20 protein-coding genes and 2 riboswitches are annotated in these 22,923 nt (G+C 36.6%); of the genes, 3 read left to right on the forward strand and 17 right to left on the reverse strand.

The window, feature by feature from the left end; genetic code table 11:
* Positions 1-35 precede the first annotated feature (35 nt).
* The 3 genes from DFR80_RS00815 (at position 36) to DFR80_RS00825 (ending at position 4,057) form a co-directional block, all read left to right on the forward strand.
* A complete protein-coding gene (locus DFR80_RS00815; RefSeq protein WP_076545473.1) occupies positions 36-1,742 on the forward strand; it encodes a LytS/YhcK type 5TM receptor domain-containing protein in 1,707 nt (568 codons plus the stop codon).
* Positions 1,742-2,509 carry a LytTR family DNA-binding domain-containing protein gene (locus tag DFR80_RS00820; RefSeq protein WP_114489023.1) on the forward strand — a complete coding sequence of 256 codons (768 nt, stop codon included), beginning with the start codon at positions 1,742-1,744 and terminating at the stop codon, positions 2,507-2,509. The genes DFR80_RS00815 and DFR80_RS00820 overlap by 1 nt, the downstream gene beginning before the upstream one ends.
* Positions 2,510-2,617: 108 nt before the next feature.
* Positions 2,618-4,057, forward strand: coding sequence for a carbon starvation protein A (locus DFR80_RS00825; RefSeq protein ID WP_114488930.1), 1,440 nt, complete (start codon positions 2,618-2,620; stop codon positions 4,055-4,057).
* A 109-nt stretch (positions 4,058-4,166) separates the two neighbouring features.
* Here the strand turns inward: DFR80_RS00825 and DFR80_RS15245 are convergent, their stop codons facing one another.
* The 17 genes from DFR80_RS15245 to DFR80_RS00905 all read right to left on the reverse strand — a co-directional run bounded on the left by DFR80_RS15245 (position 4,167) and on the right by DFR80_RS00905 (position 22,921).
* Positions 4,167-4,340, reverse strand: a complete 174-nt coding sequence (locus DFR80_RS15245) for a hypothetical protein (protein WP_199505744.1) — start codon at positions 4,338-4,340, stop codon at positions 4,167-4,169.
* A gap of 44 nt (positions 4,341-4,384) precedes the next feature.
* Complete coding sequence (gene feoB, locus DFR80_RS00830) at positions 4,385-6,433, reverse strand: ferrous iron transport protein B (RefSeq protein WP_114488931.1); 2,049 nt, start codon at positions 6,431-6,433, stop codon at positions 4,385-4,387.
* Positions 6,433-6,663 (reverse strand): FeoA family protein, encoded by a 231-nt coding sequence (locus DFR80_RS00835; protein WP_084566176.1) that lies wholly within the window; start codon positions 6,661-6,663, stop codon positions 6,433-6,435. Before DFR80_RS00835 ends, feoB begins: the two co-directional genes overlap by 1 nt.
* Positions 6,664-6,668: 5 nt before the next feature.
* Positions 6,669-7,346, reverse strand: a complete 678-nt coding sequence (locus DFR80_RS00840; protein ID WP_076545469.1) for a DtxR family transcriptional regulator — start codon at positions 7,344-7,346, stop codon at positions 6,669-6,671.
* A 521-nt stretch (positions 7,347-7,867) separates the two neighbouring features.
* Entirely contained in the window at positions 7,868-8,230 is a 363-nt protein-coding gene (locus DFR80_RS00845) for a response regulator (RefSeq protein ID WP_076545468.1), read from the reverse strand.
* 320 nt (positions 8,231-8,550) lie between these two features.
* On the reverse strand, positions 8,551-9,711 hold the full coding sequence (locus tag DFR80_RS00850; protein ID WP_114488932.1) for a sensor domain-containing diguanylate cyclase: 1,161 nt from the start codon (positions 9,709-9,711) through the stop codon (positions 8,551-8,553).
* Between the two features lie 120 nt (positions 9,712-9,831).
* Positions 9,832-9,922, reverse strand: a riboswitch (cyclic di-GMP riboswitch).
* 312 nt (positions 9,923-10,234) lie between these two features.
* Positions 10,235-11,812 carry a bifunctional phosphoribosylaminoimidazolecarboxamide formyltransferase/IMP cyclohydrolase gene (purH, locus tag DFR80_RS00855; RefSeq protein WP_114488933.1) on the reverse strand — a complete coding sequence of 526 codons (1,578 nt, stop codon included), beginning with the start codon at positions 11,810-11,812 and terminating at the stop codon, positions 10,235-10,237.
* Positions 11,813-11,814: 2 nt separating this feature from the next.
* Complete coding sequence (purN, locus tag DFR80_RS00860; protein WP_076545465.1) at positions 11,815-12,429, reverse strand: phosphoribosylglycinamide formyltransferase; 615 nt, start codon at positions 12,427-12,429, stop codon at positions 11,815-11,817.
* Between the two features lie 13 nt (positions 12,430-12,442).
* Complete coding sequence (gene purM / locus DFR80_RS00865; protein ID WP_114488934.1) at positions 12,443-13,477, reverse strand: phosphoribosylformylglycinamidine cyclo-ligase; 1,035 nt, start codon at positions 13,475-13,477, stop codon at positions 12,443-12,445.
* 2 nt (positions 13,478-13,479) lie between these two features.
* Positions 13,480-14,958 (reverse strand): amidophosphoribosyltransferase, encoded by a 1,479-nt coding sequence (gene purF, locus DFR80_RS00870; protein ID WP_076545463.1) that lies wholly within the window; start codon positions 14,956-14,958, stop codon positions 13,480-13,482.
* Positions 14,959-14,976: 18 nt separating this feature from the next.
* Positions 14,977-15,696 carry a phosphoribosylaminoimidazolesuccinocarboxamide synthase gene (purC, locus tag DFR80_RS00875; protein WP_076545462.1) on the reverse strand — a complete coding sequence of 240 codons (720 nt, stop codon included), beginning with the start codon at positions 15,694-15,696 and terminating at the stop codon, positions 14,977-14,979.
* A gap of 5 nt (positions 15,697-15,701) precedes the next feature.
* On the reverse strand, positions 15,702-17,111 hold the full coding sequence (gene purB, locus DFR80_RS00880; protein WP_114488935.1) for an adenylosuccinate lyase: 1,410 nt from the start codon (positions 17,109-17,111) through the stop codon (positions 15,702-15,704).
* Complete coding sequence (purE, locus tag DFR80_RS00885) at positions 17,101-17,631, reverse strand: 5-(carboxyamino)imidazole ribonucleotide mutase (protein WP_114488936.1); 531 nt, start codon at positions 17,629-17,631, stop codon at positions 17,101-17,103. The genes purB and purE overlap by 11 nt, the downstream gene beginning before the upstream one ends.
* A gap of 46 nt (positions 17,632-17,677) precedes the next feature.
* Positions 17,678-18,841, reverse strand: a complete 1,164-nt coding sequence (locus tag DFR80_RS00890) for a 5-(carboxyamino)imidazole ribonucleotide synthase (protein ID WP_114488937.1) — start codon at positions 18,839-18,841, stop codon at positions 17,678-17,680.
* A 99-nt stretch (positions 18,842-18,940) separates the two neighbouring features.
* Complete coding sequence (gene purD, locus DFR80_RS00895) at positions 18,941-20,212, reverse strand: phosphoribosylamine--glycine ligase (RefSeq protein WP_114488938.1); 1,272 nt, start codon at positions 20,210-20,212, stop codon at positions 18,941-18,943.
* Positions 20,213-20,497: 285 nt separating this feature from the next.
* A riboswitch (purine riboswitch) is annotated at positions 20,498-20,598 on the reverse strand.
* Positions 20,599-20,679: 81 nt separating this feature from the next.
* The gene (locus tag DFR80_RS00900; protein WP_114488939.1) at positions 20,680-21,897 is read right to left on the reverse strand and encodes an ABC transporter substrate-binding protein; all 1,218 of its coding nucleotides are present in this window, start codon (positions 21,895-21,897) and stop codon (positions 20,680-20,682) included.
* A gap of 70 nt (positions 21,898-21,967) precedes the next feature.
* A complete protein-coding gene (locus DFR80_RS00905) occupies positions 21,968-22,921 on the reverse strand; it encodes a branched-chain amino acid ABC transporter permease (RefSeq protein ID WP_114488940.1) in 954 nt (317 codons plus the stop codon).
* Between the last annotated feature and the right edge of the window lie 2 nt (positions 22,922-22,923).

Raw genomic sequence — 22,923 nt, forward strand, 5'->3', positions numbered from 1 at the left:
TTATAAAAATATCAGTCTTTTTAAAGGAGTGCAGTATGTATAACAACAGAATCCTGGAATTATTATTTACTTTATTTAAAAGTATGAGTGTAATAGTAACTTTTGCCTATATTTTAAGCCGTCTCAGCAGTGTTAAACACGTTTTTTCAGAGAATTTTAATCGTTATGAAAAAATATTTTTAACTATCTTTTTTGCCGTGCTTTCCATTTTGGGTACCTTTCTTGGTATTATTATTATGGATGCTTATGCAAATATTAGAGCCATCGGTGCTTTAATGGCCGGTCTTCTAGGTGGACCATTAGTAGGAATGAGCGCCGGTTTAATAGCAGGACTGCACCGATTTTCTCTGGGAGGGTTTACTGCTCTCGCCTGTGCAATTGGTACTACCACTACTGGCTTAATTGGAGGGCTATTTCACAAAAAATATAAAAAAAATGAAATAAATTTTAAAAATGGTTTTTTAATTGGTGCTGCTGCTCTAACTATTGAGATGATAATTGTTATAATTTTCAGCCGCCCCTTAAATCTGGCTCTGGAACTGGTAGGTATTATTGCTATTCCCATGATTTTAAGCAACAGTCTGGGAATCTCAATTTTTATTAGTATTTTAAACAAAGTTAAAGAAGATAACCAAAAAATAAGAGCTTTACAGGCAGAAAAAGTTCTCTCTATTGCTGACCGTTCACTGCCTTTACTGCAGAATGGTCTTGACTCAGACTCTGCAGCCAAGATAATTTCTATGATTAAAAAGGAAAGTCAGGTAGATGCAGTTGCAATTACAGACACCGAAAAAATTCTGGCTTTCTCCGGCCTCGGTGCAGACCATCACCGTAGGGGAGAAAAAATAAAAACTGAAGCCAGCCACAGAGCAATGCAGGAAAAAAAGACAATTCTTGTCGATCATAAAAAAGATATTAATTGTAATCATAATAACTGTCAGCTAACAGATGCTGTTATAACCCCTCTCAAAATAAAGGATAGTGTTTACGGTCTGCTTAAACTGTACCGCAGCAAAGAAAAAATTACTGTTTTAGATATTAAACTGGCTGAAGGAATCGCCGATCTGCTGGCAACACAGATTAAACTGGCCAAACTTTCCAAACAGGCAGAATTAAAAAGTGAAGCAGAATTAAAAGCCCTGCAGGCTCAGATCAACCCGCATTTTCTTTTTAATTCTCTAAATGCAATTGCTGCTTCCTGTAGAACAAAACCTGACCAGGCCCGAGAACTTTTAATCAAACTGGCCGGTATTTTTAGAAGAACTTTAAAAAGAGATGTTCACCAGATAACTCTGGCAGAAGAAATTGAATTCTGCCGTGACTATTTGAGTATCGAAAAAGCCAGACTTGATAAAAGACTTGCAGTTGAATGGAAAATCAGTGCTGAATTAATGGACACTGTAATTCCTCCTTTTATCATTCAGCCTCTAATTGAAAACTCTATTAAACACGGAATCCATCCCCAAGAAAAAGGTGGGAAAATAATTATTTCGGCTGTGGAAAATGATCAAAATTTAATTATCACAGTATCTGACAGTGGAAGTGGAATCGAAAAAGAAAAGATAAAAGCTATTTTTGCAGGCCAGAATGACCGAATTGGCCTGAACAATGTCATAGAAAGACTGAACTCCATTTACGGCAGCAGAGCTAATTTTAAAATCGAATCAGACTCCAAATCAGGTACAAAAAATATAATTAAAATCCCAAAAGAATTTCTTTTTGAGAGGAGAAAAGCCAATTGATGATCAAAACAATGATTGTAGAAGATGAAAAACCAGCTAGAGAAGAAATAAAATACTTAATAAATCAAGAAAAAGATTTTAAGGTCCTATTTGAAGCAGGGGATGGTAAAAAGGCTCTAGAAATTTTAAATAAAAATCAGGTAGATCTGCTTTTTTTAGATATCAAAATTCCGGGTATCAGTGGTATGGAAATAGCCAGAATACTAAAAGAGAAAAAGAATTCTCCTTATATTGTTTTTACCACCGCTTATGATGAATATGCCGTAGAAGCCTTTCAGCTGGCAGCAGTCGATTATCTTTTAAAACCAATCAGTGATCAGCGTTTTAAAGAAAGCCTGATAAAAATAAAAAAAGAAATTAAACAAAATAATAACATAAATCAACAGCTGGAAAACTTATTTGCCAGCATAAGACCCGACAAAAGAGACAAATCTTTAAACAAAATTGCTGTTATGGAAAAAGATTATTATTTAATGCTTGATTTTAAAGATATCTATTATTTTTCTACCAGAGAGAAAAAAGTTTGGGCTCACTGCCACAAAAATTCTTATATGACTGGCTTTCAACTAAAGGAGTTAGAGCGGATGCTGCCTGAGCAATTTTTTCGAATTCACAAAAGCTATATTGTTAATTTAAAACACATTAAGGCTGTTATTCCCTGGTTTAAAGGTAAATATCAGGTCTTAATGGAAGATTACTCAGAACACAAAATACCGGTTAGCCGCTCCAAAGTTGATCAAATTAATAAACTCTTAAATCTTAAATAATGTAATTGAGTATAATATTTTTGCAATTCAGTTAAAAAAGCTTTTATAATCCCCGGATCCAGATATAATTAGAATGTATTAAAAAAACTTATAGGGGGTTATATTTTTATGGCATCTTTTCTTATTTCTTTAGCTGTTTTAATTATTGGGTATTTTACATACGGGAAAATTGTTGACAGAATTTTTGGTTCCGAAGAAAAACGGGAGACACCTGCTGTGACAATGGAAGATGGTGTGGACTACATGGCAATGGACTGGAAAAAGGCATTTTTAATTCAGTTTTTAAACATAGCCGGCCTGGGACCAATTTTTGGAGCAATTGCCGGTGCCTTATGGGGACCAACTGCTTTTCTCTGGATAGTATTTGGTACGATTTTTGCTGGTGGTGTCCACGATTATCTTTCTGGAATGCTTTCTATTCGCTCGGGAGGAGCTTCAATTTCTGAGATTATCGGGGAAAATCTTGGGGGCACAATCAGACAGATCATGAGAGTCTTTAGTATTGTACTTCTGGTTTTAGTTGGAACAGTTTTCATGACCGGACCAGCTTTACTTTTATCAAATCTAACACCGGGTTTTATGGGAGTTAATGTCTGGTTGATAATCATTCTTGGCTACTACTTTATTGCAACTTTCCTACCGGTAGACAAGATTATTGGTAAATTATATCCTATCTTTGGACTGGCACTTTTAATTATGGCTCTGGGAGTCGGGGGAGGTTTGATCTTTGGAGATTACAACATTCCAAATATTGCTTTAAATAATCTGCATCCGGGTGAATTACCTATGTGGCCCTTATTATTTGTAACCATTGCCTGTGGTGCAATCAGTGGCTTCCATTCAACCCAGTCACCAATTATGGCTCGCTGTACTACAAATGAAAAAGAAGGTCGTAAAATTTTCTATGGTGCTATGGTTGCTGAGGGTATTGTTGCTTTAATCTGGGCAGCTGCAGCTATGACTTTCTTCCAGGGAACTGGCGGCTTAAATGAAGCTCTGGCTTCTCTTGGTGGCCCGGCTGGAGTTGTTCACGAAATTACAGGTACAATGATGGGAGTTGTCGGTGGAGTATTGGCAATGCTTGGGGTAATTGCAGCTCCAATTACTTCTGGAGATACTGCTTTTAGAAGTGTGCGATTAACACTATCTGATATTTTTGGACTGGAACAGAAATCTGTTAAAAATAGATTGATTCTTGCTATCCCAATTTTTATTGTCGGGGGAGCCTTATCTCAGATCAACTTTGATGCTTTATGGCGCTATTTTGCCTGGTCAAATCAGACAGTAGCTATGGTTGTATTATGGGCCGGAGCAATGTGGCTTGCCAAACATGGTAAAAACCACTGGATTGCTTCTATTCCAGCTTTCTTTATGACCGGTGTTTCTTCAACCTATATTCTCTATGCACCAGAGGGATTCCAGCTGCCTTACAGTTTCTCAGTTACAGCCGGAATTATAATTGCAGTTGTAACTATGGGTATTTATATCAAAAAGATTAACAGCACTCAATTTGAAGAAGAAATAATGGTTCAAAAACAGGCGGTATAACAATAACTGCTGCTTAGAAATTACTGAGAATACTATAAACGCAGACCCTGAAGCTAAAGTTCGGGTCTGCGTTTCTTGATTAAAGTACTCAGATTTAAAGCTAAAAAAATTAATCATCAATCACAATATCATCGAAGTTATATTCTTTACCACCTGCTACCGGACAGCTCTGATCACTACAGCCAGCACAGGGGCTATCTGTTCCTTTAATTCCACCATAAATTTTCTTTCCTATATAATAAAGACTACCAACACCTAAAACTCCTAAAAATAAATACTCCATAATGACCTCCTTAAGCTAAATTGCTTAAATTCAGTTTAATTTATTTAAGCTCCTAAACCAATTAGCATTCCACCCTGATAAACTACAAAGGCTACTATCCAGGCTAAAACAAAAAGATAAGAAGCTGTAACCAGTGTCCATTTCCAGCTCTGAGTTTCTGATTTAATTGCTCCCAGGGTTGCTATACAGGGAGTATATAAAAGTACCATGGTTAAGAATGAATATGCTGCCAGCGGGCTGAAATTAGTTGTTAAAGCTGCTCTCAAACCCCCTTCTCCGGCTGCGTAAACTACACCAAGTGTACCAACAACTACCTCCTTAGCTAAGATACCAAAAACCAGTGAAGATGCCGCCTGCCAGCTGCCAAATCCTAATGGTTTGAAAAGTGGAGCTATCAGCTGACCAAACTGACCAATTAGACTTTCTGCAGAAGCATATTCTACTCCAAGTGGTAAATTAGCAAGGACCCAGATTAAAACTACAACTGAGAAAATAATTGTTCCTGCTTTTTTGATAAAAGCACCTACTTTTTCCCACATATGAATAAATACACCTTTTAAAGTCGGAATTCTATAAGGCGGTAATTCCATAACAAAATGTGATCTCTCACCTTTAAATAATATTTTATTAAATACTCCCGCCATTATTACAGCCATTACAATCCCCAGTGCATAAAGGGAAAAAACAACTGTGCCTGCATGATTGGGGAACAAAGCGCCGGCAAAGACTACATAAACAGGTAATCTGGCTGAACAGGACATCAGAGGATTAATCAAAATAGAAATAATCCGATCTCGCTTGCTGTCTAAGGTTCTGGTTGCCATTACCCCGGGTACATTACAGCCGAAACCAACAATCATCGGGATAAATGACTTTCCATGCAGACCTAGTTTGCTCATTACCTTATCCATAACATAAGCAGCTCTTGACATATAACCGCTGTCCTCTAAAATACCTATTGCCAGGAATAAAAGAAAAATATTTGGTATAAAAACCAGTACAGAACCTACACCACCGATAATTCCATCAGTAATAAAAGAAGAAATTAGTGGAGAAACTCCTGCACCTGCCAGCAGACTACCAATCCAGCCACCTGCAGCTTCAAAAAAAGTTTCAATATAACCAATAAGTGGATCACCCAGAGTAAAAGTGAATTTGAAAATGCTCCACATCACTACCATGAAAATTGGTATACCAAGATATTTATTTGTTATAACTTTATCAATTTTATCAGAAATATTCTCTGGTTCCTGATCAAATGCAGGTCTGCTAACACTCTCAGCAATTACTTGATTTATGAATTCATATTTTTTATCAATTATAATATTATCAAAATCATCTTCAGCTTTAAGTTCTCTCCCTGCAATTAAGCTCTTAATCTTTTTGGCTTTAGAAGCTCCTACTTCTCTCTCCAATAGTTTTACAGCTTCTGGATCATGTTCAATTAATTTAACTGCCGCCCAGCGCTGATTAATCTGATCGGTAAAATTAAATTCTCTAAGCATTGAAAGAACCTCAGCAATTAAATCCTCTATCTCACTGCCGTAATCAATTTTTAAAGCTGCCTCAGATAAATCTCGATTTTGAACAGTTTCTTTTAGAAGCTTATCAATCCCTCTACCTCTACTGGCAACTGTTTCTACAACCGGTGTGCCAAGCATCTTAGCAAGTTTATTTTTGTTGATTTTAATTCCCTTCTTCTCAGCTTCGTCAGCCATATTTAAAACGGCAATTAAATCTACTCCCATTTCTAAAAGCTGAACCGTAAAATATAAATTTCGATCCAGATTAGAGGAGTTAATAATATTCAAAACGACATCATAATCTCCTGTAGTCAAAAAATCTCTTGCCACTACCTCATCATCCGAATATGCTCCCAGAGAATATGTACCCGGTAGATCAATAACCTCCAGTGAGTAATTCTGATAGGAAGCTCTACCCATTTTCTTTTCAACTGTTACCCCTGGCCAGTTACCAACATGCTGTCTGGACCCTGTCAATTCGTTAAACATAGTGGTCTTTCCAGAATTGGGGTTGCCAGCCAGAGCAATTTTAACTTCATTATTTTTTCTCTTACTTTTATTTAAAGCCATTAATTTTCACACCCTTCTTTATCTACTATTACTTTATGAGCCATTCCCCGTCCCAGTGCAACACGATTATCACCAATAGCAACAATCAGTGGTCCACCTGAACTCCTATGAATCTTAATTTTTTTACCACTTACAAATCCTAAATCCGTTAATTTACCCTTTACAGTTCTACCGCCAACTATTTCTTTAATACAGGCTGTCTCACCCACTCTTAACATTGCTAAAGGCATCAACCTTAAACCTCCTTAACCAGAATCTCTGCCGCTTCATTCTGGCGTAAACTTAAACTGTAACCTCTGACCCTGATTTCAATTGGATCACCCATTGGTGCTTTACCCTTCACTTCAACCAGAGCTCCTCTATTTAAACCCATATCCATTAATTTTCTTTTTAAACGACCTTTAGACTGAACCTTTAAGATCTTTGCTTTAGAACCGACACTTATCTTATCTAACATAATCTGTTCTGCTGTCATTTTTTTCTCCTCCTTATTCTCCTTCAGTTTAAAAGCACAATTTTGTTCCGCTAAATAATTATTTTTGATTAAATAATCAACCATTTTTTCAAAACTTTCTTCACTTAAAGCATGCTCTATACCACAGGCATCATTGTCAGCTTTTTTTTCACTTACTCCGAGTGTTCGGTTTAAAAATAAGTAAATTATTTGATGTTTACAACGAATTTTTTCTGCAGCACGATAACCAGCATTAGTTAATTCTATAGGGCCATACTTTTCCTGACTTACTAAACCTTCCTGATTCAGCTTTTTTAAACCCTGATTAACAGAAGATGCTGCTATGTGCAGTCTGTTTGCAATATCTGTCACTCTAGCTGAGCCATTTTCTTTAATTAAATCGAAAATAGCTTCTAAATAATCTTCCAGTGATTCTGATAGATTCAACTTTACTTCCAATTTTTTCTCCCCCGTTTTTAGGTTAACCTAAAAATATACTAAAAAAATTATGAAACTGGATATACTTTATTATTTTTAAATGAAAACGATTCTCAACTTCAAGTAAAATTATATATAAACAAATTACTTTTGTCAAGAATATATTATAAAAAAATATCTATCAGGCCTGTTATTGCAGCTATCAGTAATTATTACTGATAGCTGCAAATGTTTTAAATCTCCTGTTACAATTTGATGCTGAAGCGCAAAAAAGTTTTAAAATATGTTTTTAATCTTTTTCTAATCTTTATTTAAAGTTTTTTTAATAATCCACTGGTATTATATAATTGTAGCAAAGAAATAAACTTTGTTATCCCCTTTTTGAAGCTGTTGCAGAGGACAGCTTTAAGCATAGATAAAAGTAATAGATACTTTTCTCCTTGTTTTACCCACCTTTTTCCCGAGGTGGGTTTTTTCATTTTAAAAAAAATTCTCTATCTTTATATTTATTAAATAAAAGATAGAGAACTAATTTAAATATTTTACTGTATATTTAATTTATTAATTGTTTCTTCGATTTTTCCTTTTTTAAATGGTTTAACTATAAAATCTTTAGCTCCAGATTTTATTGCTTCCAGTACAATCTTTTTTTGCCCCATTGCACTGCAAATTACAACTTGAACATCAGAATCAATTTTTTTTAGCGTTTTGACCGCTTCAATACCATCCATTTCGGGCATCGTGATGTCCATAAAAACTATATCGGGATCCAGTGATTTATATTTATCAACTGCTATTTTCCCATTTTCTGCTTCACCAACAATTTCATGTCCAAATTCCTTTAGAATTTGTTTGAGCTTTAAACGCATAAATGCTGTATCATCTACCACCATTACCTTTGCCAAATTAATCACTCCTATTCTTATTGTTATATAGTTATAGATTAAATAATTTCTCCAATTTAATCTATTTCTAATCTTACTTTAAAGGTTTTTTAATAAATAATTGTTACTATAAATATAGAAAAGATAAATACTTTATTTATCCCCTTTTTAAGCTGTTGCAGAGGACAGCTTTAAGCATAGATAAAAGTAATAGATACTTTTCTCCTTGTTTTACTCGCCTTTTTCCCGAGGCGAGTTTTTTCATTTTACATAAAATTTCTTTACTGATATCAGGATTATATAAAACTTTCGATATAAGTGGGGGATGATTTCAATTAAATTTATTTCTTTTTTGATTTGTTTTTTGCTTTATTAGCATACATTCTTTTATCTGCTTTTCTAAAAACTTCTTCTAAAGATATCTCTTCACTTTTCTTTACTGCATATCCAATCGAAATAGAAAAAATTTCTATTAGATTTTTTTGCTTTAAATAATCGCTTTCTTTTTCTTTAATTCGATTACATATTTTTTCAGCTTCATCGGAGTCGGTCTCCGGTAAAATAAGAGCAAACTCATCTCCTCCAATTCTTGCAGCGATATCAATCCCTCTAATTGATTCTTTAATCATCTGAGCTGCAGTTATTATATAATTATCACCCTGCTGATGGCCAAAATTATCATTAACATATTTTAAATTGTCAAGATCAGCTATTAAAATTGCTACCGGTAACTTTCTGCTCGAATCCAGGCGCTCCATTTCATTTTCAAAATACCTTCTATTATAAAGTTCAGTCATTTCATCATGTAAAGAAAGATATTTAATTTCTCTTTCCTTTTTTTTATTCTCTGTAATATCTAGTGAAGAACCTACAATTTTTTCTACCTCTCCCTTATTAATTACTGGCGTTAGTTTAGTTAACCATACTCTTTTACCCGCTGGTAGAGTAAGCTCTTCTTCATAACTAATACTGCTTTTTTTATCCAAACAGCGTCTATATTTTTTTTCTAATTCAGGTCCTACCTTTTCCCCAAAAATTTCGATCGGTGTTTTACCAGCAACTTCTTTAGTTTTTAACCCTGTTGCTTTTTCATGAAAGCTGTTTAAACGCTGATATCTAAATTTACCACTCTCAACATTAATTAGAAAAATTGCATTCTCAACATTAGATAAAATAGTTTCGTATTCCCTGGATAATTTTTTTAATTTTAAACTATTCTCTTTACGCTCAGAAATATCTCTCACACTTACTATTATTCGCTTCAGGCTATCTCGGTTACGCCTGAGTTCATTCTCTAAAATATTGTGATTTGTAATATCTTTTGCCTGACAAAAAATATTTTCTACATCACCAGGATCTTTTCCCAGAAATTTTGCATAACTCAAATTTGCCATTTTATAAGTATATGGGTCTTTATAATAACAGATTTTCTGTTCAAGATTATTAACAATATTTTCATTAACCTTTTTTTCGATCAAATTATCTACTGCTCTTTTACTCATTAAAAAAATGGACCTCCTTCAATATCCACTCAACTTAAAACAATAAGTTCAGTAAAAAAATTAAATTTTTATTATTTAATCAAAAATAGCCAGCAATAAAAATCACTGGCTATTAATTCCCGAGGCAGATCTGACAATCATAGATAATATTAACATCCTTAGACTCAGATTTTTGCGTCACAGCCTTTCGACTATTTTGCCTTTAAATAAATTATTAGATTTTAAAGTAATTACTACTATTATATAAATATTCAAGATTAAAATAAAAATCCCTTTTTAAAAGTCAATTTTTTCTAAAGATGAATATTTATATCATTATAAAGCATTATTTTTAATAACTTTTAAACAAAAATAAAAATTCCCCATTCTTATCTTAATGGCTGAGTAGGGACCATTAAAAAGAATGGAGAATTGATTAGGGAAATTTATATTAACCCAGCATAAACTGGGTTTTTCTAATAATTATCTTTTCCAAATAACTACTTATAACAACAAAATAAATTTAATCTAAAATAAAGTGAATTTAGTGTCTAAAATGCCTTTTGCCAGTAAAGACCATTGCAATTCCCAATTTGTTACAGGCTGCAATTACCTTCTCATCTCTGATTGAACCCCCCGGCTGAATTATTGCTTTAATGCCAAGTTCGGCAGCTTTTTCTACTGCATCAGGGAATGGGAAAAACGCATCAGAAGCAACAACTCCACCTTCCTGGCGGCCTTCAGCTTTACGGCCGGCAATAATCATTGAGTCAACTCTGCTCATCTGACCGGCACCAACACCAACTACCATCTCATCTTTAGCCATTACAATTGCATTTGATTTAACATGTTTAACTACCTTCCAGGAAAATAATAGGTCTTTTATCTGCTCTTCAGTTGGAGCTTTTTCGGTCACTACTTTAAGATCCTCAGCAGCAGTCTGAGCTAAATCTCTATCCTGAACTAAAAGACCCCCTGTTACCTTTTTCATACTGTAGCCAGGTTTTTCTCTATTAATAGAAAGCTCACCGGTTTTTAAAATCCTCATTTTTTCAGATCTAGCTTTAAGAATTTCTAATGCCTCTTCTTCATAATCGGGAGCTATAACAACTTCTATAAACTTATCCTGATCAGCAATTTCTTTAGCTGTTTCAGTATCAATTTTTCTATTTACTGCCACAATTGAACCAAAAGCAGATAATGGATCTCCTGCATGGGCATTAACAAAAGCATCTTTAAGCGTATTAGCTGTTGCCATACCACAGGGATTAGCATGTTTAATTACGGCAGCTGCTGGCTTAGCTTCAAATTCTTTTACAAGTTCTAAAGCACCATCTGTATCATTAATATTATTATAGGACATTCCTTTGCCGTGCAGTTTTTCTGCTGTCGAAATTGAAGGTTCATTCTGCTCTGCTTCTAAGTAAAATGCAGCTTTTTGATGAGGGTTTTCTCCATAGCGAAGATCTTCTCTCTTATCATAACGGTCAAGAAGTGTCTCAGGTAATTGCTGTTTTTCTTCTTCGTCCATTACAATTTCACCTAAATACTTCTGTATTCTCTGATCATACTCTGCTGTATGATGAAAAGCCTTATAGGCCAGCTTTAATTTTTTAGTTTTTGTTAAAGCACCACTGCCAACCTTCATCTCTGCTAAAAGTTCATCATAATCAGCCGGGTCTACCACAACAGCTACATCATTATTATTTTTGGCAGCAGAACGGATCATCGTTGGTCCACCAATATCAATATTTTCTATTGCTTCTTCTAAAGTAACATCATCTTTAGCAATTGTTTCTGCAAAAGGATAGAGGTTACAGACAACTAAATCTATGGGTTCAATGTTTTGAGCAGCGATTTCTTTTAAATGCTCATCATTATCTCTGACTGCTAAAATCCCACCATGAACTGCTGGATGGAGAGTCTTAACTCTTCCGTTCATCATCTCTGGAAAATCAGTAACCTGATCAATATCAGTTACCTCAATATCATTTTCTTTTAAGAGTTTACCAGTTCCACCTGTTGAAATAATCTCTACTCCAAATTCTTTTAGACCTGCTGCAAAATCTACAATACCTTTTTTATCTGATACACTTAACAATGCTCTTTTAATTTTAGACAAAGTTATTTTTCCTCCTTTAAGATTCTAACTTTTCGTCCTTCAATTTTTACTCTGCCCTCTGCAATTAACTTAACTGCTTCAGGGTAGATCTTATGTTCTTTTTTTAAAATCCTTGCTGCCAGATCATCAGCACTATCATTTTCTTTTACTTCCACTACTTCCTGCAAAATAATAGGACCTGTATCCATCCCCTGATCAACAAAATGAACTGTACAGCCGCTGTATTTGACCCCATAATCAACTGCCTGTTTCTGGGCATTCAGACCTTTAAATGCAGGTAAGAGTGAAGGATGAATATTAATGATCTGATTTTTAAATTCTTTAACAAATAATGGTGATAAAATTCGCATATAACCAGCAAGAACTATTAAATCTGCACTGGTTTCTTTTAAAAGATCAATCAGCTCTTTTTCGTAATCAGCCTTAGTTTCAAAGTGGGAAGGATTTATAAAAACATTCTCCACTCCTTCATGTTCAGCCCTCTTTAAGGCTCCAGAATCCTGGCGGTCACTAATTAAAATCTTTATTTCAGCTTCAATGTCTCCACTTTTTATATTATCAATTATTGATTGAAAATTTGAGCCTCTACCTGAGGCAAAAACAGCTATTTTAAGCATTTTTGCACCTTCTTTATTTTATTTCGAGAGATGTGTCTTGAGCTCCTGCTTTAATTTCACCAATCAGGTAGGCTTCTTCTCCCATTTCTGTGAGTTCTTTCAGTATTTTTTCTTTATCATTTTTATCAATAACAAGGGTCATTCCAATTCCCATATTAAATGTTCGATACATTTCTCTTTCTTCAATCTCTCCTGCCTGCTGAATAAGCTTAAAAATCTGCTGTGGCTCCCATCTGTCTTTTTTAATTTCAGCTTTTAAACCGTCTGGCAGAATTCGGGGTAAGTTCTCAATTAAGCCACCACCTGTAATATGAGCAATTCCCTTTAACTTAAATTCCTCCAGCAGAGCCATTACAGTTTTAACATAAATTTTAGTGGGAATAAGCAATTCTTCCCCTAAATTATTTTTTAAACCTTCAACTTCTGCAGTATAGTCATAGCCCGCCTTATCAAATAGAGCGGCTCGAGCAAGAGTAAAACCATTGCTGTGCAGGCCATCTGAGCGAAGGCCAATCACTAAATCTCCTTCTTTAATTTCACTTCCGGTAATTATCTGATCCTGATCAACTATTCCCACTGCAAAACCTGCAAGATCATATTCGCCGGGCCGGTAAAAACCTGCCATCTCTGCAGTTTCTCCACCAATTAAAGCTGCACCTGACTCTTTACAGCCAGCAGCAATTCCTTTAACAATCTCTGCAGTTTTTTCCGGCTCCAGTTTTCCTGTTGCCAGATAGTCAAGAAAAAACAAAGGCTGAGCACCCTGAGCCAGAATATCATTAACTGACATTGCAACTAGATCTATACCAATTGTGTGATGAATATCAAGTTTAAAGGCCAGTTTTAGTTTAGTACCCACACCATCAGTTCCAGAAACCAAAACTGGATTTTTATACTTACTTAAATCAGGTTTAAAAAGTCCACCAAATCCCCCCAATCCGGTCATAACTTCCGGACCAAAGGTGGACTGTACATCTTTTTTTATTAATTCTACAGCTTTATTGCCGGCATCTATATCAACTCCGGCCTTTTTATAATTTAAGCCCAAAATTATTCCTCCTCACTTAAGTACCTGCTGTCAACTGGATAATCTCCATCAAAACAGGCAGTACAGAAACCAAGTTCTACATCAGTTTTGATTGATTTAAGCATTCCCGCCTGTGATAAATAATGCAGGCTGTCTGCACCAATACTTTCGCCAATCTCTTCTTCAGTATTTCTACTGGCAATTAATTCCTGTCTGCGAGAGGTATCGAGCCCAAAATAGCAGGGATGCTCTACTGGAGGAGATGAAATAGCCATATGAACTTCTCTAGCCCCCGCCTCTTTTATTCGTCCAATAATCTGTTTGCTGGTTGTTCCTCTGACAATAGAATCATCAATCAAAATTACTTTTTTATCTTTTATAATTTCTTTAATCGGCGATAATTTTAATCTAACTTTTAAATCTCTAATTTCTTGAGTTGGCTGAATAAATGTTCTGCCCATATAGCGATTCCGCAAAATCCCCTGAGCATAGGGAATACCTGATTCTTCAGCAAAACCAAGAGCTGCTGCAATACCGGAATCTGGAACCGGAACAACAATATCTGCTTCTACATCCATCTCCCGGGCCAGCTGTTTTCCCATTTCTTTTCTGGCCAAAAGTACATTCTGACCAGCAATATTGCTGTCAGGTCGAGCAAAATATATATATTCGAAAACACAGAGACTGGTCCCATTCTCTCCGGTATAGCGCCTGCTTTTAATTCCATCCTGATCAATTACAATTACTTCTCCCGGGGCTACATCCCGAATAAATTCTGCCCCAATCACATCAAAGGCACAGCTTTCGGAAGCAACCACATAAGTGTTATCTACTTTTCCTAAAGAAAGTGGCCTAAAGCCACGAGGATCACGAATTGCAATCAACTTATCTTCTGTCATTGCCACCAGAGAAAAAGCTCCTTTTAACTGGTGCAGACTCTGAACCAGAGCCTCAACAATATTATCTTCAAACGAACGAGCCACAAGATGGGCTATTACTTCTGTATCTAAAGTAGAGTGAAAAATGGATCCATTCTGCTCCAGATTATTTCTGAGTTCTGCTCCATTGGCTAAATTACCATTGTGGGCCAGTGCCAGATCCCCTTTAATACTATTAATTAAAATTGGTTGAGCATTTGAAAGCTTACTGGAGCCACTGGTTGAATAGCGGACATGGCCAATTGCCATTTCCCCTTTTAAACTTTCCATATCTTTTTCCTCAAAAACACTTTCAACAAGACCCATGCCCTTATGAAGATTAAAATCTCCGTTGTGATTTGAACAGATACCGGCACTCTCCTGGCCGCGATGCTGAAGAGCAATTAGACCAAGATAACTAAGTTCAGCCGCACTGCTTTCTCCATCAGCATTAAAAACGCCAAAAACCCCACATTCTTCGCTCATTTTATCTTCATTAAATTCAGCTTGAGTTAAATTCAAATCCGCTGAACCCTGCTTATCTTGATTAATATTTTTACTAGAGAAATTACAACTTTCTCTCATCAATTTTCCTCCCTTTGCTTATTTCCAGTCCTGGCCGGTAATCCGCTTATACATTTCATGATAGGCCTCTTCCACATCACCAAGATCACGACGGAAACGATCTTTATCCAGCTTTTCCTTAGTCTCACTGTCCCAAAAGCGGCAGGTATCAGGAGTAATTTCATCAGCCAAAATTATTTCTCCCTCAGCAGTTTTTCCAAACTCAAGTTTAAAGTCAACTAGATCTACATTTCGCTCTTTTAAAAACTTAACTAAAATATCATTAATTTTGTGCCCAAGTGCGATTAAACGCTCCAGCTCTTCCCTACCAGCCAGACCAAGAAGTTCAATATGCGAAACATTGATTAAAGGATCTCCCAGATCATCATCTTTATAATAAAACTCGATTACCGGCTGCTTAAGTGGAGTCCCTTCCTCAAGACCAATTCTTTTTGCCAGACTTCCGGCTGCCACATTGCGCATTACAACTTCCAGAGGAATAATATCAACCTTCTTAACCAGTGAATCGCGCTCATTGAGTTCTTCAATCAAATGAGTCTTAATGCCTTTTTCTTCTAAAAGCTTAAAAAAGAAATTACTAATCTTATTATTAATCATTCCCTTTTCTGCAATCTGACCTTTTTTCTGACCGTCAAAAGCTGTTGCATCATCCTTAAAGTGGACAATCACCTGATCATTTTTGTCAGTCTTAAAAATCTGCTTTGCCTTTCCTTCATAGATCATTTCCTTTTTTTTCATCTTAATTAAACCTCCGTTTTGAGATCATAATTGAATTTGCGCTGCCAGTTCTTAACTATCTTTTCTGTTTTCTGAGCCGCAATTCCGGTGTACTTTTCAGGTTCTAAAATTAATTCTTTCTGATTTTCAGTGAATTTACCCCAGTATCCCTTGAGTTCCTCACTCTGATCAACTAATTCTCTTAAAGAAAGGTCTGTCTTTTGAGCTTTTAAAGTTAGTTTCCGTACTGCCTCATGGGCATCAGGATGACCGGCTGCTGCTAAAAGTATATATAAAGGTTCTGCTACAATCATCTTTTTGTTCTGTTCAAAGTTTTTCTTTATATTTTCCTGATCTACTGCCATCTTAGAGCTTACCCTGGTTAATCTGGCAGCTGCAGAAAGCAGAGCGGCTATTAATTCCGGTATAAAACGGGATGAAGCTGAATTTGTTAAATCCCGCTGGTGTTCAGATAACTGATCCATGTAAACTGTTGTCATCTGGGGCATAAAAGCCTTCCACAAACTTTTTACGTTCTCATAATTTATTGGATTCCTTTTGTGAGGCATAGTCGAAGATCCAACCTGGTCTTTGCCAAAATGCTCACCAATTTCTGCAATTTCTGAGCGCTGCAGATGGCGCATATCATCAGCAAAAGCCGCCAGCACACTAAAAGTTGAAACAAGAGCGTGGACAAAATCTGTCATAGGTTCAGCCTGGACAATCTGAGTTGAATGCTCTCCCGGCTTTAAACCCAGTTCAGCTAATACCTCTTTTTCAAACTCTTCCGGATCTTCAAAAAAGATACCGCTGGCATTATAGGCTCCCACAGCTCCGGCAAATTTACCAACCAATTTTTCCGATTTAGCTTCAATCTCTGCTATTCTTTCTCCCAGACGGGCCACATATTCAGCTATTGTAAAACCAAAGGTTACCGGCACTGCATGCTGGCCGTGAGTTCTTCCGATCTGAACTCTATCTTTTTCCCGTAAGGCAATTTCTGCCCAGCTCTTATGTAATTCTTTTAGTTTAGGTAGAATTAATTCTTTAGCTGCCTTCTGATAGCGGAGGGAATTTGCTGTATCAACAATATCATAAGAAGTAGCTGTAAAATGAATATAGGGGCGGGTTTCCTCACTTACCTTTTTTTGAATACAGTTAACTAAGGCCCGAATATTATGTTTAGTCTTAGCCTCTTCTGCATAAACTTCTTCGGTAGTCAACTCTTTGATCGCTTTTTCTACTTCAGCCGGTGCTTTTTTCGGGGCCATTCCCCTGGCAGCAAGCACTTTAACCAGTGCGAGCTCTACTTCAGCCTGAAATTCAATAGTTGCATTTTCCGAAAGGTATTTTCTTAGCTCTTCAAAATTTTCTTTCCTTCTTGAATAGCGGTGATCAAGAGGACTTATATTGGCAAAAATATCTCTAGTCTGCAAATTTTTCGCTCCTCTCAAGGTATTCTGCATATCCCTGTTCTTCTAATTTCTCTGCTGTATCTAAAACACTTTCTTTCATGTCTTTTCTGTATTCTTTCTGCTTTTTATTCAATTCTTCATCACTGCGGGCCAGAATCTGTACTGCCAGTAAAGCAGCATTTTTAGCTCCATTAATTGCAACAGTTGCAACTGGAACTCCCGGCGGCATCTGGACTATAGAATAAAGTGAATCAAGTCCGCTTAACTTTGAGGTTTTTACCGGTACCCCAATTACAGGTACTGTTGTTACAGCTGCTACCATTCCAGGTAGGTGAGCTGCTCCCCCAGCTCCAGCAATAATTACATCCAGACCTTTTTCTTCTGCGGTCTCGGCGTAATTATAAAGTCTATCCGGTGTCCGATGAGCGGAAACAACTGTCAGCTCATATTCTACTTCAAATTGATCTAAAATTTCTGCCGCCTCTTTCATTACCGGCAGATCTGAATCACTGCCCATAATCACTCCTACTTTAGGCTTCATAAAATTTTACCTCCCAAATTTTTAACAAATTCACTCCAAATATATTCTAAACTTCTCCTTTTATCTCAACCAGCTGACTTGCTTTGAGAGCTCTTTTAGCTGCCAGCTCTAAGTTTTCTGCAGTCACTGTAAGATGTCCCATTTTTCGTCCTGGCCTGGAAATTTTCTTCTGATAAACATGAACTTTAACTCCCTCTACTGCCAGTGCTGGCTCAAGACCAACTACTTCTGCCTTACCCTGCTCACCAGTACCCAGTATATTGCGCATTACTGAAGGCCTAACTAAAGCTGTGTCTCCGAGTGGAAGACCTGTAATTGCCCTGACATGCTGTTCAAACTGAGAGGTCACACACCCTTCAATTGTGTAATGGCCGGAGTTATGCGGCCTTGGTGCTATCTCATTAATCAACAGTTCATCAGCTTCAGTTACAAACATTTCTACACAGAAAATTCCTATCCCTTTGAAAACCTCCAGTACTTCTTGAGCAAATTTATCTGCTTCTTCTTCAAGTTCAGCTGAAATTTCTGCTGGAACTTTTGTTTCATAAAGTATATTATCCTGATGATCATTTTCGCCAGCCGGATAAACCTCCATCTCACCAGTTAAACCCCGGGCTGCAATTATAGAAATCTCTTTTTTAAATGGAATAAATTTTTCTACCATTAACGGTGTACTACCTGCTCCAAGTTCTTTAAATGAACTCTCTACTTCCTCTTCATTGTTAACAACTGCATTACCTTTGCCGTCATAGCCACCTGTGCAGCTTTTTAGCATTAATGGATAGGTAAATTTTTTAGCTGCTTCTTTAATATCTGCTGGACTTTCTACTTTAATAAAATCCGGTACAGCAATTTTATTATTTTTAAGAATATTTTTTTGGTCATATTTATTTTGAATAATCTCAAGACTGCTGGCAGTAGGATAAATCTTATATCCTTCAGCTTCCAGCTCTTTTAGAACATCCACACCTATATGTTCGAATTCATAGGTTATTAAATCAGATTTCTGGGCCAGTTCTCTAATTGCCTGCTGATCATCAAAATCAGCAATAAGATGCTCATCAGCAATACTATCAGCAGGACAGGCTTCTGTGGGATCTAAAATGCTAACATAAAAGCCCATTTTTTTCGCTTCCAGAATCATCATCTTACCCAGTTGCCCACCACCGATAATTCCAATTTTCTGTCTGGTTTTATCATTAAATTTCAAATTATAACCTCCCAGTTACAACTTTGATTCTCTTAGCTCTTAATTAAATTGTATCTTAACTTTCAAAATTCTTCATCCTAATAAAAGATTGAATTATAATTACTTAGCCAGTGCCTTATAGCCTATATCATTTCGGATATGAAAATCTTTAAAATGAATTTTTGCTACTCCAGCATAAGCTTTGTCAATTACCTCTTTAAAACTATCCCCCAGAGCAGTCACAGCAATTACTCTGCCGCCATCTGTTAGCAGTTTACCAGCTTCCATCTTTGTTCCTGCCTGAAAGACAATTATATCTTCACCAGTTTCTGCTTCTTTAATTCCTGTAATTTCCTTACCTTTTTCATATTCAACCGGATAACCGCCAGAAGCCATAACCACACATAGTGCTTTTTGGTTTTTCCACTTAATTTCCACCTGATCCAGCTCTTCTTTTAATACAGCTTCCATTATAGCTACCAGATCTGTTTCTAAAAGAGGCAGTACAACCTGTGCTTCTGGATCACCAAAACGAACATTATATTCTAAAACCTTTGCTTTTTGATTCTTAATCATCAGACCAAAGTATATTATACCTTTAAAATCAAGTCCCTCACTCTGCAGGGCTTCTAAGGTCGGTTTCATAATTTCTCTTTTAAATTCTTCCATAATTCCATCTGTGACTACAGGTGCTGGAGCATAAGCTCCCATTCCACCAGTATTCGGACCCTTACCACCATCATAAGCAGGCTTGTGATCCTGAGAAGGTATCATCGGAACTACTGTTTTTCCATCACAGAAAGCAAGTATTGTTGCTTCTTCACCTTCTAAAAATTCTTCTATAACAACCTTTTCGCCAGCTTCTCCAAATTTATCATTGAGCATTATTGTCTCAACTGCTTCTTCTGCTTCTTCTGCTGTTTGAGCGACAATAACACCTTTTCCTGCTGCCAGGCCAGAAGCTTTAACTACAATTGGTGCTCCTTTTTCCTCAATATAAGCTTTTGCCTCTGCTGCCTCAGTAAAACTTCTGTATTCTGCAGTTGGAATCCCATATTTGTACATTAGTTCTTTAGAAAATGCTTTTGAGCTTTCCAGCCGGGCAGCTGCTTTTTTAGGTCCAAAAACTTTTAAGCCATGTTCTTCAAATAAATCGACTATTCCTGCTGCCAGTGGTGCTTCAGGCCCAACTACTGTAATATCAATCTTTTCTTTTAAGGCAAATTCTAATAGTGCTTCCTGATTACTTTCATCAAATTCAAGGTTTTCACCATATTCTGCAGTACCTGGATTACCTGCTGCTATATATAATTCTTTTACTCTACTGCTCTGTGCTAACTTCCAGGCGAGTGCATTTTCTCTTCCACCACTTCCGATGAGAAGAATGTTCATTCTATCCACTCCCATTTTTATATTTCCAGCCTTAAACTGGATTATCGTATACTCAAAGATTCAATCTATTAACCTCATTTTGAGCTCTGGTTTTAAAAAATTAAACAAATAAAAATAGCCCAGGTAGGAAGACTCTACATTCAATGAGTAGAACCTCCCCGCCTGGGCTTTTATCCCTTCGGTGTGATATATCCATACCTGTACCGCTCGGACCAGCCAGTATATTTAGAATAAATCCTAACCAGAATAAATTAGACTATAAATTATCCCTCTAATACTGCGGAAACCTAGGTACACTTCCCTCATAGTCGAACAATTTACGGTGTCCGGTAGAGACTTGTGGGCCATATTCCCACTATTATATGAGGTACAAATTTAATTTTTGACTTTACAACTCAATCTTAACAGATGGAATTTTTAAAGTCAAGCGGGATTAAAATGTCTTATTATTCAGAAAGAACATTAACTTATTGTATTTTTACGCTCTCATTAACAATATCTCCATCTTCGATCTTCCAGATACCGATTGCTCCCATACTATCTCCAACGTCATTAAAGATAACCGGACCAGATGCTCCTTCATAGCGTATTTTCTCTCCAGCTGCAATTAGATCTTTAGCCTTGTTCCATTCATTAATGTTGACTACCATTCCATCTTCCGCCAAGACTTCATTAATCGCATCCCTAATGGCTGGACCTTCTGTACTGCCGGCCTTTTCAATAGCTAAAGCCAGAACAAAGGTAGCATCAAAACTGGTATCAATATAGGGTTTAGGTGGAATTTCACCAAACTCTTCTTCGTAAAGTTCAGTAAATAATTCCGGCCCGTTTCCACCAGGCATAGAAGTTGGTGCGGTACCATACATTCCTTCTAAATACTGTTCCACACCTTCAGTAATTTCGGGAGCTTTAAGTCCATCAGTAAAAATAAATTTATTAAAATAACCATTTTCTAGAGCCTGTCTGATAATTGTAATTCCACCATCATCAGTATAAGCAATTAGTAATAATGCATCAGGATTTTCGGAAGCAGCGTCCATCAGTTCACTTCTATATGATACTTTGTTTGGTTCAAAAGCAATAGAGGCAGTTACTTCTCCTCCTCTTTTTTCAAACTGTTCGATTACTGCATCATTTAAACCCTGACCATAATCATTATTAACATAGATTATCGCCAGCTTATCATTGTTTAAATCTGCTGCCAGGTTTCCTGCAACTACTCCCTGTAAACTATCTGAAGGTACTGTTCTAAATACATAGCCTTTATCCTCTAAAGTAGTTAGTACCGGGGAAGTAGAAGATGGTGAAATCAAAACTGCCTCACCAGGAACTGCAACACTTTCAGCAACTGGTATTGTAACACCACTTGATAAAGCTCCTACAATTGCATTAATTCCATTTACAGACACCAATTTCTGGGCTCCATCAACACCAGCCTGAGGATTAGTTTGAGTGTCAACATTGACAAGTTCCAGCTCTTTTCCACCCAGCAGACCTCCCTGCTCATTAATGATTTTTTGGGCCAGCAGAGTCCCGTTCCGGGTAAACTGACCATAGGAAGCAAGTCCACCTGTAAGCGGCATTAAAGTACCAATTTTAACAGTCTCCTGAGCAAAAACACCACTAACAGTCAGTGACAGAAACAACATAACCAGCATTGTGATAAATATTTTCTTTTTAAACATTATTTTTCCTCCTCATTTTCTCGCTACTCATATTTAAAATACTCAATTAAGAGTAAAATTATTAACTACTTTATTTAGTATTGGCAGTTGATTGACTGCTATATTTCTTTTCACCAAATAACCCCTGTGGTCGACTCAAAAGTATAACTTCTAAAAAGATACCAATCAAAATTACTCTAACAGCAGCGGCCTGAGTTGTATAAGCAGCTGGAAGCATTCCAGTTAAAAATTCAGTTCCGGTCCAGATTCCCCAGGTTAAAAAAGCTCCAATAATAGAACCAAAGTTGTTGGCACTGCCACCAATGATCAGCATTATCCAGACTAAAAATGTAGCCTGCATCGGTCTAAAGGCCTCCGGTGAAATAAAGGAAGTAAAGTGAGCATAAAGTGCGCCTCCAACTCCCATCATAAAAGCACCTAAAATAAAAGCTTCCATTCGATAACGAACCACATTCTTCCCGGCAGCTTTAACTACTTCTTCGTCTTCTCTAATTGCTCGTAAAACTCTGCCCCAGGGAGAATTGATTCCCTTTTCACTTAAATAATAAAAAATAGCAATGACTATAATCACAATCAAAAGAAAAAACAAATTGTAATTTGAACCAAAAACACCGGCCAGCGGTTTAGGAATAGCCGAAATACCTCTAACACCATTAGTCAACCAGGCTTCATTTTTAATTACCAGTCTGATTATCTCAGCAATACCAATTGTTGCAATTCCAAGATAATCTTCCCGCAGACGAATCGTTGGGATCCCTACCAGAAAAGCCAGCAGTGAGGATATTATACCTGCTGCCAGCAGGCCTATTATAAAAGGCATTCCAAATCCACCTAGATGATCAGGAGAAGGCCCCTTGGTCATAATTGCTGATGTATAAGCACCAACCGCCCAGAATCCTGCAATTCCTATATTAAAAAGTCCTGCAAAACCCCGCTGCATATTTAAAGCCAGAGTCATAACTGCATAAATACCGCCGAAAATCAAAAAGAAAACCAGATAAGAAAAAACACCTGCAAAAGTCATCT

The organism is Halanaerobium sp. ST460_2HS_T2, assembly GCF_003337665.1.
GTDB classification, from domain to species: Bacteria; Bacillota; Halanaerobiia; order Halanaerobiales; family Halanaerobiaceae; genus Halanaerobium; species Halanaerobium kushneri.